Below are 12646 nucleotides of genomic sequence, written 5' to 3' on the forward strand. Positions count from 1 at the left end.
AAACTCCGCGTAGCACAGCGCGGCAAAGCCGCACGCCAGCGCCGCGATCACGAAAGACACCGTCAGCGCCGGCCCCGCGGTCAGCGCGCCGGTGCCGGTCAGCACGAAGATGCCGGTGCCGATGATGGCGCCGATGCCCATCAGCACCAGGTCGACCGGACCCAGCACCTTCCTCAGGGTGGCAGCGTGCGTCTGCGCCAGCATGGCGTCGATGTTCTTGGTTCGGAACAAGCTCATATAGGGATCTCCTGCATGGGTTGTGCCGCGCGCGCGCACGGATCCGCGCCGGAGATGGCGACGCGGCATGCGGTGCGGTGGCATCCGGGCAGCGTGCCGACGGGTAGACGACAACGCTTGCCGGCATGCAGGTCGCGCGCCGGTCCCGGTAATTTTTTTGGAATTGCCCAGACCGCAGAGGCGGCGGGGACAGATGTCAAGCCAAATCAACGCGGCGAGCGTTGCCCTGCGATGCCTTGCTCGCCGCCGAGGTCAATCACGCCGGTCTCAGTCGACGTGGTGCACCCATCCGAACGGGTCGGCGATACTGCCGCGCTGGATGCCGGTCAGCAAGGTACGGAGCCGTTGCGTGACTTCGCCTTCGCCGCCGTTGCCGATGGTGAATTCGCCGCCGGCGTGGCGCACCTGCCCGATCGCGGTGACGACCGCGGCGGTGCCGCAGGCGAAGGTTTCCCTGACCCGACCACTGGCTGCATCGGCGCGCCACGACTCGAAGTCGTAGGGCGTTTCGTCGACCGGAATGCCCTCGTGCCGCGCCAGTTCGATGATCGAAGCGCGGGTAATGCCCGGCAGGATGGTCCCTTTCAGGGGCGGCGTGCGCAGCGAGCCGTCATCCATCACGAAAAACACGTTCATGCCGCCGAGCTCCTCGATCCAGCGGTGCTCGGCCGCGTCCAGGAACACCACCTGGTCGCAGCCCTTGGCCGCGGCCTCGGTCTGCGCAATCAGGCTGGCCGCGTAATTGCCGCCGCACTTGGCGGCGCCGGTGCCGCCGGAAGCCGCGCGGGTGTATTGATCCGACACCCAGACGGTCACGGCGGACTTGCCCGGCTTGAAATAGGGGCCGACCGGACATGCGATCACGCAAAATATGTATTCGGCCGAGGAGCGCACTCCGAGAAAACTCTCCGAGGCGAACATGAACGGGCGCAGGTACAGGCTGCCCTCGCTGCCGGGAATCCAGGCACGGTCAATATCGACGAGCGCTTCCACGGCTTGCAGGAAGGTGGCTTCGGGCAGTTCCGCCATCGACATGCGGGCGGCGGAGGCACGAAAACGCCTGGCGTTTTCCTGCGGCCGGAACAGCGAAATCCTGCCGCCCTCGCCACGGTATGCCTTCATGCCTTCGAAGATCTCCTGCGCATAGTGCAGCACTGCGCAGGCGGGGTCGATCTGGAAAGGCCGGCGTGCTTCCACCCTGGCGTCATGCCAGCCACGACCGTCGGTCCAACGGATCGTGACCATGTGGTCGGTGAACACGCGACCGAAGACGGGGCTCTCCAGCCTGGCAGCGATCTGCTCGGCGGGGGTGGGGCCGGGATGGGGCTCCAGAACGAACTGCAGTGGATTTTCGGTGCTCATGCTTCAGTGCTCGGGGGGTGTTGGGCCGTACGGCCTGGCCGCCGCGGTAGCGTTGCCGGGGCGGGTGCGCTGCAAGGGAGTATCGGGCAAAGGTGCGGCTTCGGGCAACCGGCCGCGGCCTGGCGCGGGCTGGCGCGTGCGGTGGGATTCACGATGTCTGTCTCCGGATGCTTCTTTTTGTTCGGAGCAGTGTATGAAGCGGTCGCCACGCAGTAAATTGAAGAATTCCGACATCTGGTATCTGCAAAACGCATAGCGGGCGATGGGTTCCGCTGCCGCCCCGAGGTCTTCGGGTCAGCGATCGTGACGGCGATCCCCTCGGTGGCGAGGTACGTGCCGTGGCCGACGTGATGCCATATCATGCTGAGGCATCCGCCACCGGATGCTTGCGGCAACGCATCTCGACCATCCCATCCAGCAGCCTGCGCCACGCCAAGCATGTCTTGTCACGATCCCTCTCTCCGCCGGAACAACTGCCTGCCCGGGCCACCGGGCCGGCCACGAAGCAGGCGTGGCACCTGCGGCAAGGCGGGCCGCGCCCTGATGGTGCTCCTGCTTGCGGGAGTCGGCGCCTGCGGCTCGCTGTCTCACAATGTCCCCCGCAATCTGCCCCAGGCGACGGCCGCCAGCGCCACCGTACCGCTGCGTGAACCCGTCGATGTCGCCGGGCCGACTACCGTCGCCATGGCGTTCTCCGGCGGCGGCACGCGCGCCGCGGCGTTCGCCTTCGGCGCGCTGCAGGGGCTTGACGCCATGCGGGGTTCCGGCGGCGCGTCCTTGCTCGACGACGTGGCCTTCATCAGCAGCGTGTCCGGAGGCTCGCTCACCGCCGCCTACTACGGCCTGCACGGCAAGGACAGCCTGGCAACGTTCCGGTCGGTGCTGCTGAAGGACGGCGAGGCGCGGCTGCGCTTCAGCCTCCTTAACCCCTTCAATATTGCGCGGCTCTTTGGCGGGGGCCTCAATAATCGGGAAGACCTCCGGACCTGGCTGGACGAGGACGTGTTCAAGGGGGCCACCTACGCCGACATGTTCCGCCGCGGCAAGCCGCTGGTGTGGATCAACGCCACCAACGTCTATTATCGGGTCGCATTTCCGTTCAGCCAGCTCGCCTTCGATGCGCTGTGCAGCGATCTCGCCAGCTTTCCCGTCTCCGAGGCGGTCGCGGCGTCGATGGCGGTGCCGCTGTTCTTCGCGCCCATCGTGCTGGAGAAGCATCCCGAGGCTTGCCGCGCGCCGCTGCCCAACCTGGATCACGCCGAGGCGCCGGGGCAATCGCTGCTGATTGGCGCGTTGGCGGTTGCCGTGCGCGGCCACCGGGATCTGTCCAAAGGCAAGTACGTCAAGCTGGTCGACGGCGGCGTGACGGACAACTACGGGCTAGCCACCATTTTCCAGTCGCGCCTGCTGCTGGGCACGGCCTACGGGCCCATGAGCGAGAACGACGCCATCAAGGTGCGCCGGCTGCTGTTTGTCGTGGTCGATGCCGGCCAGGGTCCGCGTGGCGACTGGAACCAAAGCCAGGTTGGCCCGTCGGGGATCGAAGTGGCAAACGCGTCCATCGATGCCGCCATGGCCACCAACGTGCGCATGAGCTATGACGCCTTCGTGCCCATGACGCGCCAGTGGCGCAACGACCTGGTCGCCTATCGCTGCGCGCTGCCGTTTGCACGGCAGCAGGCCATCGCCGCAAGCCGTCCAGGCTGGCGTTGCGACGACGTCGAATTCTTCGTCACGCGGATCGCATTCGACTCCCTCGACAAGGCGCGTGCCGCAAGCCTGAACGAGCTGCCGACCCGGCTTCGGTTGCCCGAGCAGGATGTCGATCGCCTGATCGAAGCCGGCCGGGACGCCATCCTGGGCAACCCGGTGATCCGCGAGTTCGAGCGCGAAGCCAACGCGGTCCGGTAGTTACGTTGCCGGCAGGCCCGGCGCAGCCGCATCGTGCCCGACGATTGGTGCCGGCGCGGTAACAGTGCGTGTACTGCTGCGGCACTACCGGTGCGTCCGGCCCACGGCTACGCTTCGTTCCAAGCGGTACCTGCCTGCCACCCGGCGCAGCGCCGCCAGGCATCCCCGCCATCTCAGCAGGAGCGATCATGACGCAACGCCTCAACTACTTCCAGCAGTCTCCGGAGCTGTCCAAGAAGCTCATGGAGCTCAACAGCCTGTTCTCTAAAACGACGATCGAGCAGCACATTCGCGAGCTCGTCGAGATTCGCGCGTCGCAGCTCAACGGCTGCGCGTTCTGTGTCGACATGCACATCAAGATGGCCAAGATCCACGGCGAGCGCGAGCTTCGGCTGCATCACGTGGCGATCTGGCGTGAATCGACGCTGTTCTCGGCGCGCGAGCGCGCCGCGCTGGCCTGGACCGAGGCCCTGACCCAGCTGCCCGCGCAAGGGGTGCCGGACGATGTCTACGAGCGCGTGCGCACGCAGTATTCCGAGAAGGAGCTGTCCGACCTCACTTTCCTGGTGGGCGCCATCAATACCTGGAACCGGTTGAACGTAGCGTTCCGCATGGTTCCCGGTTCCTCCGACAAGGCCTTCGGGCTGGACAAGGCCAACCTGGAGTAATGCCATGAAACGGTCGATTGCCATGGCGGCGAGCCTGGTGCTGCTGCTGTCGGCGCCGCTGGCCAGCGCCGCGCCGCTGGAAGTGGTGGTCCAGTCGCTGACCACCAAGGTGCTGCCCGACTATGCGGGCAAGGAAGTCCAGATGATCACGGTGGAGTACCCGCCCGGCGGCTTCGACCCGGTGCATCGCCATGACGCGCATGCGTTCGTCTATGTGCTCGAAGGCAGCATCGTGATGGGCGTGAAGGGCGGCAAGGAAGTTACGCTGAAGGCGGGCGAAACCTTCTACGAAGGCCCGGACGACCTCCACACCGTCGGCCGCAATGCCAGCAAGACCAGGCCAGCGAAGTTCGTCGTGTTCCTGCTGAAGAAGCAGGGGGCGCCGGTCTTTACGCCGGTGAATTAGCGCGGTCGTTCTCCCGGGCCGGTCACGGCCCGGTTGCCGGGTCACGGGGCCAGGATCCGCCGGTTTCGCGTCGGGCGGCCGGGCGCCATGCGCCATGCGCCATGCTACTTACCCAGCCATACCGCACGGCGCGCATCGAACTCCCCGCCGGCCCTGGCCAGGTGCAGCCACTGGTCGACGTACCGCTTGAACACCTCGTCGCCATTCGGCAGCAGATAGCCCATCTCAGCGTACTGCAGCGGCTTGTCGGGATTGACCGCGCACAGCTCGGGATGGGCCTTGCTCTGGACGATGGCTTCGGCGGCCTCGGTGACGAAGACGTCGGCGCGGCCCTGGATCACCTCGTCGAAAATCGTCAGGTTGTCCTTGTGCATGGTCAGCCTGGCCTGGGACAGGTGGGTGCGGGCGAAGCGCTCGTTGCTGCCGCCGGGATTGGCGATCACGCGCACGCCGGGCCGGTTGATGGCCTCCACGGTCTGGAAGCGCTGCACGTTCTCGCAGCGCGTGATCGGCGTCTTGCCATTGACCATGTAGGGCGCACTGAAATAGGCCTGCTTCTGGCGTTCCAGCGACACCGAGATGCCGCCGGCGCCGATATCGCACTTGCCGCCGACGAAGTCCGGCATCAGCGTGGCCCAGCTGGTCTTGACGAATTGCGGTTTGGCGCCGAGCGAGCCGGCCAGCGACGTCATCAGGTCCACGTCGAGCCCTTCGTACTGGCCTTCCGACTTCATGAAGCTGAAAGGCTTGTAGTCGCCCGGCGTGCAGACGCGCAGCACGCCCGATTGGGCGACGCGGGTCAATGTGGGCGACAGCCCGGCGGCCGGCGCGGCCGGCTGCGAGAACACCGGGGCGGCGCAGAGCAGGGCAACGGCGCTGACGATCGTCCTTGTCATTGGCATTTTCGTTTTTCTCTGTGTTGGGTTCGGGAAATGTGGCCACGGCGGCATGCGGAAATATATCGCATGCGCCTGCCCCGGCGCCGGTCTCGCGCCGATATGCCATGAGCCGGCCGCGGCCTTATTCCCGGCTTGGTACGTAGGTCGACGACTGACCGAAGATCCAGCTTAGTGCCAGTCCGGCGGCCAGGGCGTCTTTCCGGCGCACCAGCGGGCTGTTCTCGAAGCTGGCGCCGTCGAGCCGGTCGTAGCGGACGAAGGCGCCGAACCAGACATGGCGAAAGCGCTTGGACAGCGAAGCCAGCGCCATGCTGCCGGAATAGCCGCCCTGCGCGCTGTAGGCCGGACGTGCCGCGGTCGCGAATTGTTCTTCGACGGAATAGAAATACTGGTTGTAGCGCGCGGTCGAGAACAGTGGCCCCGCCATCAGGCCCAGGTTCCAGCCGGGCAGGCCGCCGACGTTGGCAACGTCGAGGTTCAGGTTGGGCGAGAAGATCCAGCCGATCGCCTTGGGCGACGATTCGACGGTGATGGCCAGCCGTATGGGAAGCCGCAGATCGAGCCTGGTACGGTCCTCGGCGGAACGCCACAGCGTCACCGCCAGCGAGGGCCCGATTTCCACTGCGGTCTTGAGATCCGGCATGCCGCGGCGGACTTCATCCTCGCTGCTCTTGACCGGTAGCGAGAGGCCGAGGCTGACATTGAGCTCGATCCGGTCGCTGTCGAACAGCTTGCCGCGCACGCCGTTGCGGTCCGCGCGCAGATGCTCGCCGCGATAGACGAAGTAGGGCACCGGGAATAGCAGGTTGGCGCGTGCATCCGAGCCTCGGTAGTGCGGCAGGGTGATGCCGCCGACTCCGAGCCCGGCTTCCCACAACGGCCGTTCGATGGCATCGAAATCCTGTGCCCCGCAGGCCGTTGCGAAGGCCGCGGCAAGGGCCGGGAGCGCGCGGTAGCGTTTGCGCAACCTCGTCTCTGGCAAGGCATGCCGTGATCGGCTGGCGCAATGCCCGGTTCGCATGGCGTGGCTCCGGAGAACTTTGGTGGAATTGCGGGGGGGGGAAACCGAACACGAGCAAAACTTGGCCAAGTATAACCAGAGTGGCTGGCTGCGCGGTTCCCGTTCAGCCTCGGTATTTCTCCCACATCTCCCGCACGATCGGTTCCGGCGGCGGCGCCGGAGCGAAGCCGGCGACATTGGCGAACACGCCGGCAATGCGGCGCCTGAACGAATCGAGGTCCTCCGTCGGCTCCGCCGTAGCCTGCGCGCTATCGATGATGGTATGCAATTGCCCGGCCGAGAGCCCGGCGATGGCACGCCATAGTTCTTCGGGGCTGGACAGCGGCCGGGCGACATCGGGCATGGCAAGCATGGTCTTCTCCACGCGGATTTCCCAACGCGGCTGCAGCGCTAGTCCCTGGCCCGTGCCCGTTCGATCGACATGCCGGTCGGCATCATGTTGAGGTCGGCGTTATGCATCACCCACAGCGAGCCGGCGACGACGATGACGATCAGGAAGCCGGTGCAGGCGAAGATGGCGGTATTGCCGCGCTGCCCGGGACCGGTGCCCAAATGCAGGAAGTACACCAGCTGCACCAGCAGCTGCGCGACGCACAGGCCCACCACCAGCGCGATCGCGGCGTGGCTTTGCAACGCGCCGGTCATCACCGAGGCAAACGAGGCCACGGTCAGCGCCACCGACAGCAGCAGGCCGATGGTGTAGCTGCGCACGCTGCCGTGGGTGGCGTGCTGGTCCGGATGGACGGAATGAAGGTGGGACGGCTTCATGCGAACTCCCGCAGGTAGACGAAGGTGAAGACGCAGATCCAGACCAGGTCCAGGAAGTGCCAGAACAGGCTCAGGCACGCCAGCCGGCGGCGCACGATGTCGTCGAGGCCGAAGCGCCGGATCTGGTGGATCATCACCGCCAGCCAGCCCAGGCCCGCGGTGACGTGCAGCCCGTGGGTGCCGACCAGCGTGAAGAACGCCGACAGGTAGGCGCTGACGCCCGGGCCGGCGCCCTGGTGCAGCAGGTGGGCAAACTCGTAGACCTCCATGGCGACGAACACGGCGCCCAGCACGAAGGTGGCCGCCAGCCAGCGGATCATGCGCGGCGCGGCATTGGCGTCCTGGCGCAGCATGGCCAGGCCGAAGGTGTAGCTGCTGAGCAGCAGCACCATGGTCTCGGCGAACACGAACGGCAGCTCGAACAGTTGCTGCCCGCCGGGCCCGCCCGCGGTGTTGCCCGACAGCACGCCGAAGGTGGCGAACAGCACCGCGAAGATCAGGCAGTCGCTCATCAGATAGAGCCAGAAGCCCAGCGTGGTATGGGCGGCGGCATCGTGATGGCCGTGGTCGGTGGCGTGCGTGGTTGCGTGCGTGGCGTGGTTGCCCGGATGGTGCAGGGTTGGGGATAGCGTCGGGTTCATGGCTCAGGCAGCTTGCTGCAGTTGGGCGTAGCGGGCGCGCTCGATGCGCTCGACTTCGGCGGCCGGGACGTAGTAGTCGACATCGCGGTCGTAGCTGCGCAGCACGAAGGTCGCGATCGCGCCGAGCAGCCCGGCCAGGGCGGCCAGCCACATGTGCCAGACCAGCGCGAAGCAGGACACCAGCCCGAACACCGACACCAGGAAGCCGGCCGCGGTGGGGCGCGGCATGTGGATGTCCTCGTACTGGGCGGGCTGGCGCCAGGCTCGTCCCGCCTCCTTGTCATCCCAGTGCTGTTCCAGCGAGGTGATGTGCGGGACCTTGGCGAAGTTGTAGAACGGCGCCGGCGATGCGGTCGACCATTCCAGGCTGCGGCCGTCCCACGGGTCGCCGGTCAGGTCGCGGTTGTGCTTGCGGTCGCGGATGCTGACGGCCAGCTGCACCATCATCGCCAGGATGCCGGCGCCGATGACGAAGGCGCCGATCATCGCCACCACCAGGTAGGGATGCCAGTCGACGTTGGCGTAGTGGTTCATCCGGCGGGTCATGCCCTTGAAGCCCAGCACGTAGAGCGGCATGAAGGCCAGGAAAAAGCCGGCCAGCCAGCACCAGAACGACACCTTGCCCCAGAACTCGTCGAGCTTGAAGCCGAACACCTTCGGGAACCAGAAGCTGATCGCCGCCAGGCAGCCGAACAGCACGCCGCCGATGATCACGTTATGGAAGTGGGCCACCAGGAACAGGCTGTTGTGCAGCACGAAGTCGGCGCCCGGCACCGCCAGCAGCACGCCGGTCATGCCGCCGATCGCGAACGTCACCATGAAGCCGATGGTCCACATGGTCGAGGTATGGAAGCGGATCCGGCCCCGGTACATGGTGAACAGCCAGTTGAACAGCTTCACGCCGGTGGGGATCGAGATGATCGACGTCATGATGCCGAAGAAGGCATTGACGTTGGCGCCCGAGCCCATGGTGAAGAAGTGGTGCAGCCAGACGCAGAACGACAGCACGCCGATCGACGAGGTGGCATAGACCATCGACTTGTAGCCGAACAGCGGCTTGCGCGAGAACGTGGCGATGATTTCCGAGAACGCGCCGAACGCGGGCAGGATCAACACATAGACCTCGGGGTGGCCCCAGATCCAGATCAGGTTCACGTACATCATGGCGTTGCCGCCCAGCTCGTTGGTGAAGAAATGCATGCCGAGGTAGCGGTCGGCGGTGAGCAGGGCGAGCGTGGCGGTCAGCACCGGGAAGATGGCGACGATCAGGATGTTGGTGATCAGCGCGGTCCAGGTGAACACCGGCATCTTCATCAGCGTCAGGCCCGGCGCGCGCATGCGCAGGATGGTGACGATGAAGTTGATGCCGGTCAGCGTGGTGCCGAGCCCGGATATCTGCAATGACCAGATGTAGTAGTCGACGCCGACGGTCGGGCTGTAGCCGAGCTCGGACAGCGGCGGGTAGGCCACCCAGCCGGTCGCGGCGAAGTCGCCGACGAACATCGACAGCATCACCAGCACCGCGCCCATCGCCGACAGCCAGAAGCTGAGCGAGTTGACGAACGGAAAGGCCACGTCGCGCGCGCCGATCTGCAGTGGCACGATCACGTTCATCAGCCCCACCACCAGCGGCGTGGCGACGTAGAAGATCATGATCACGCCGTGGGCGGTGAAGATCTGGTCGTAGTGGTGCGGCGGCAGGTAGCCCGCCGCGTCGCCGTAGGCGATGGCCTGCTGCGTGCGCATCAGGATCGCGTCGGCAAAGCCGCGCAGCAGCATGACCAGGGCCAGGATGATGTACATCACCCCGACCTTCTTGTGGTCGACCGAGCAGATCCACTCGGTCCACAGGTATTTCCACTTGCGGTGGTAGGTGATGGCGCCGAGCAGCGCGGCGCCCAGCACCAGCACCACGGCCAGTGTCCCCATGATGATCGGCTCGTGGTAGGGGATGGCCTCAAGGTTCAGTTTTCCTAGCATGTCATTGCTCCATGCGGCCGGGGAGCGCCGACGGGACGCGCTGGAAGGCCTGCAGAGATTCAGGAGTGTCCGCGCGGCACACCGCGCCGTAGGCCTGCATGTACTTGTCGACCACCTGATCGAACAGCTTCGGCGTCACCGATGCGTACAGCGTGACCGCGTCCTTGCTGCTGGGCTGCTCCAGCGCGCGATAGGTGTTCGCATCGAGCGCCTGGCCCGAAGCGCGGGCCTTGCCGATCCACGCATCGAAGTCCTCGCGCGAGCTCGCCAGGGTCTTGAAATGCATGTCCGAGAAGCCCGCGCCGCTGTAGGCCGCCGACTGGCCGAGATAGATGCCCGGCGTGTCGGCGATCAGGTGCAGGCGGGTCTGCATGCCGGCCATGGTGTAGACCATGCTGCCAAGCTGCGGGATGAAGAACGCGTTCATCATCGATTCCGAGGTCAGCCGGAAGCTGACCGGCGTGCCGACCGGGATGGCCAGCTGGTTCACCGAGGCGACGCCGTACTCCGGATAGACGAACAGCCATTTCCAGTTCAGCGCGATGACGTCGACCTGCAGCGGCCTGACCTCCGATTCCAGCGGCCGGTACGGGTCGAGCTTGTGGGTCGAGTCCCAGATCAGCACGGCCAGGCAGGCCACGATCACGCACGGGATGCCCCACACCACGATCTCGATCCTGGTCGAGTGCGACCATGTGGGCGCGTAGGTCGCGCGCGTGTTGCTTTCGCGGTAGCGCCAGGCAAACCACAGCGTCAGGAAGATCACCGGGATCACCACCATCAGCATCACGAACAGCGATATCAGGATCAGCGATTTCTCCTGCGCGCCGATGCTGCCCTTGGGATTGAGCAGTTCGAGGTTGCAGCCGCTGAGCAGGGCGCTCAGGCCGGCTGCGAGCAGCAAGACGCCGATACGGTGCGGCCGGGTTGGCGATGGACTGTGGCGGGAGGGCTGGCGGGGCAGCGGGCCTTGTCGGTTCTGGTTTGCCGGCCCGGCGGTAGGTTTGAGCATGTCGGACACCTTGGTTACGGATTACCGAAGGCATCCGGCCACGCGCTCCGATTCAAGTGCTGGGTCAGCCCCGCGCGGGCGTGGCTTGTATGGATTCCTTCGGCAATGTCTGGCATGCTATTCGAAGACAAAGGCCATACATCGAGGAAAATTTTGGCGACGGGGTCCATACAAGATGACGCGATCACGGCCGGATGGGATCTGCGGATCACCACCTCCGGCGTCGCCCGCTACCTGCAGATCGTCGAATACATCGAGCAGGCCATCGGCGACGGGCGGCTCATTGCCGGCGACCGCGTGCCGCCGCAGCGCAGCCTGGCGCAAGCGCTCGGCGTCGACCTGACCACGGTCACGCGCGCCTACAACGAGGCCCGGCGGCGCCAGCTGATCGAGGCCAGGGGCGCGCTCGGGACGTTTATCGCCGCGCCGCGAGCGGAGCTGGCGCGGGTGGTCGACATGAGCATGAACGTGCCGCCGCCGCCGGCGGGCGTGGATTTCCAGGACCTGTTGCGGCGCGGCCTGAGCCAGGTCCTGCTGCGCAGCGATCCGCAGCTGCTGATGACCTACCAGCTCGGTGGCGGCAGTGCCGCGGACCGCGCGGCGGGGGCGCTCTGGCTTGCGCCGATGTTCGGGCAGGTCGACACCGCGCGGCTGGTGGTATGCCCCGGCGCGCAGGCCGCGCTGGCCGCCGTGATCCTAGGCCGCACCCGGCCCGGCGAGGCGATCGTGACCGAGCCGCTGGCCTATCCCGGCATCCGCGCCGCGGCGGCGCAGCTGGGCCGGCGCGTGGTGGTCGCGCCGTGCGACGCGGACGGGATGCGGCCCGACGCGCTCGCCGCCGCCCGCGCCGAGGGCGCCACGCTTGCCTACCTCAACCCGACCGCGCAGAACCCCACCACCCACACCATGCCGCCCTCGCGAAGGGCCGAGCTGGCCAGCGCGGCCGAGCGCTGCGACATCGCGCTGCTCGAGGACGATCCCTACTGGCTGCTGACGCCGTCCGCACCGCCGCCGCTGGCGCGCTTTGCTCCCGCCCGCACCTACTACGTCGCGACGCTGTCCAAGGCGCTGAGTCCGGGCTTGCGCACCGCCTATGTGCTGTTGCCCGAAGGCCGCGGCAGCGACGACCTGCTGGCGCCGCTGCGCGCCTTCGCGCTGATGCCCGCGCCCATGACGGCGGCCCTGGCGACGCAATGGATCCACGACGGCTCGGCCATGCAGCTGCTCGAAGGCATCCGCGTCGAAGCGCTGGCGCGCCGGGCCCTGGCCAGCCGCTGGCTGAGCGGGATGGGCCAGCTGCCGCCCAGCGGCATCCACGTATGGCACCGGCTGCCGTCCCACTGGTCCGCGCAGCAGCTGGCCAGCGCCGCGCTGGCGGAAGATTTGCGCGTCACGCCCTCCGATGTGTTCTGGGATGGCGCGGGCGCGCCCAATGCCATTCGGATTTCGCTGGGCGGCGTCGACGACCGGGCCCGGCTGGCGCACGCGCTGCGCCGGCTGGCGGCGCTGCTGGAGCGCGGGCCCCGGCAGCATCCGATCACGATCGTCTAGCCGGCGGCGCAATCTCGCCGGCTTCTTCCATACCCGGCTGAGCGCCATCAGGTCTCCCTGACGCAGTTCCCGAATGTCAGGCGCTGGTATGACACGTTATGGGCGCGTCCGAACTCTGTATCGCCATGTATCCGCGGAGCTTGTGGACATAAAGCGATTCAATCCGGCGTTCGCGTGAAACAGTGTGAAT

Annotated in this window: 12 protein-coding genes and 1 pseudogene; 4 read left to right on the forward strand and 9 right to left on the reverse strand. The window is 66.6% G+C overall.

Annotation, left to right across the window (positions count from 1 at the left end; all coding sequences use genetic code 11):
* Both CBM2588_RS08155 and CBM2588_RS08160 read right to left on the reverse strand, forming a co-directional pair.
* Positions 1 to 237, reverse strand: a pseudogene (locus tag CBM2588_RS08155) (amino acid permease); the annotation flags it as partial.
* Between the two features lie 267 nt (positions 238 to 504).
* Entirely contained in the window at positions 505 to 1599 is a 1095-nt protein-coding gene (locus CBM2588_RS08160; protein WP_115680095.1) for a branched-chain amino acid aminotransferase, read from the reverse strand.
* Between the two features lie 543 nt (positions 1600 to 2142).
* Here CBM2588_RS08160 and CBM2588_RS08165 point away from each other — a divergent pair.
* From CBM2588_RS08165 to CBM2588_RS08175, 3 genes are all read left to right on the forward strand, one after another.
* Positions 2143 to 3510, forward strand: coding sequence for a patatin-like phospholipase family protein (locus CBM2588_RS08165; protein WP_231942118.1), 1368 nt, complete (start codon positions 2143 to 2145; stop codon positions 3508 to 3510).
* A 188-nt stretch (positions 3511 to 3698) separates the two neighbouring features.
* Positions 3699 to 4178 (forward strand): carboxymuconolactone decarboxylase family protein, encoded by a 480-nt coding sequence (locus CBM2588_RS08170; protein WP_115680096.1) that lies wholly within the window; start codon positions 3699 to 3701, stop codon positions 4176 to 4178.
* Positions 4179 to 4182: 4 nt separating this feature from the next.
* Positions 4183 to 4584, forward strand: coding sequence for a cupin domain-containing protein (locus tag CBM2588_RS08175; RefSeq protein ID WP_115680097.1), 402 nt, complete (start codon positions 4183 to 4185; stop codon positions 4582 to 4584).
* 104 nt (positions 4585 to 4688) lie between these two features.
* Here the strand turns inward: CBM2588_RS08175 and CBM2588_RS08180 are convergent, their stop codons facing one another.
* The 7 genes from CBM2588_RS08180 to cyoA form a co-directional block, all read right to left on the reverse strand.
* Positions 4689 to 5480, reverse strand: coding sequence for a transporter substrate-binding domain-containing protein (locus CBM2588_RS08180; RefSeq protein ID WP_115680098.1), 792 nt, complete (start codon positions 5478 to 5480; stop codon positions 4689 to 4691).
* Between the two features lie 124 nt (positions 5481 to 5604).
* Complete coding sequence (locus CBM2588_RS08185) at positions 5605 to 6450, reverse strand: MipA/OmpV family protein (RefSeq protein WP_231942119.1); 846 nt, start codon at positions 6448 to 6450, stop codon at positions 5605 to 5607.
* A gap of 157 nt (positions 6451 to 6607) precedes the next feature.
* Entirely contained in the window at positions 6608 to 6856 is a 249-nt protein-coding gene (locus CBM2588_RS08190; protein ID WP_115680100.1) for a hypothetical protein, read from the reverse strand.
* 38 nt (positions 6857 to 6894) lie between these two features.
* On the reverse strand, positions 6895 to 7272 hold the full coding sequence (gene cyoD, locus CBM2588_RS08195; RefSeq protein ID WP_115680101.1) for a cytochrome o ubiquinol oxidase subunit IV: 378 nt from the start codon (positions 7270 to 7272) through the stop codon (positions 6895 to 6897).
* Positions 7269 to 7913 (reverse strand): cytochrome o ubiquinol oxidase subunit III, encoded by a 645-nt coding sequence (gene cyoC / locus CBM2588_RS08200; RefSeq protein WP_115680102.1) that lies wholly within the window; start codon positions 7911 to 7913, stop codon positions 7269 to 7271. The genes cyoD and cyoC overlap by 4 nt, the downstream gene beginning before the upstream one ends.
* A 3-nt stretch (positions 7914 to 7916) precedes the next feature.
* Complete coding sequence (gene cyoB / locus CBM2588_RS08205; protein WP_115680103.1) at positions 7917 to 9893, reverse strand: cytochrome o ubiquinol oxidase subunit I; 1977 nt, start codon at positions 9891 to 9893, stop codon at positions 7917 to 7919.
* A 1-nt stretch (position 9894) separates the two neighbouring features.
* Positions 9895 to 10905 (reverse strand): ubiquinol oxidase subunit II, encoded by a 1011-nt coding sequence (cyoA, locus tag CBM2588_RS08210; RefSeq protein ID WP_115680104.1) that lies wholly within the window; start codon positions 10903 to 10905, stop codon positions 9895 to 9897.
* 153 nt (positions 10906 to 11058) lie between these two features.
* Here cyoA and CBM2588_RS08215 point away from each other — a divergent pair, with 153 nt between their 5' ends.
* Positions 11059 to 12456 carry a PLP-dependent aminotransferase family protein gene (locus tag CBM2588_RS08215; RefSeq protein ID WP_306437239.1) on the forward strand — a complete coding sequence of 466 codons (1398 nt, stop codon included), beginning with the start codon at positions 11059 to 11061 and terminating at the stop codon, positions 12454 to 12456.
* The last annotated feature ends 190 nt before the right edge of the window (positions 12457 to 12646 follow it).

The sequence above is a fragment of the Cupriavidus taiwanensis genome (assembly GCF_900250075.1).
GTDB lineage: Bacteria > Pseudomonadota > Gammaproteobacteria > Burkholderiales > Burkholderiaceae > Cupriavidus > Cupriavidus taiwanensis_C.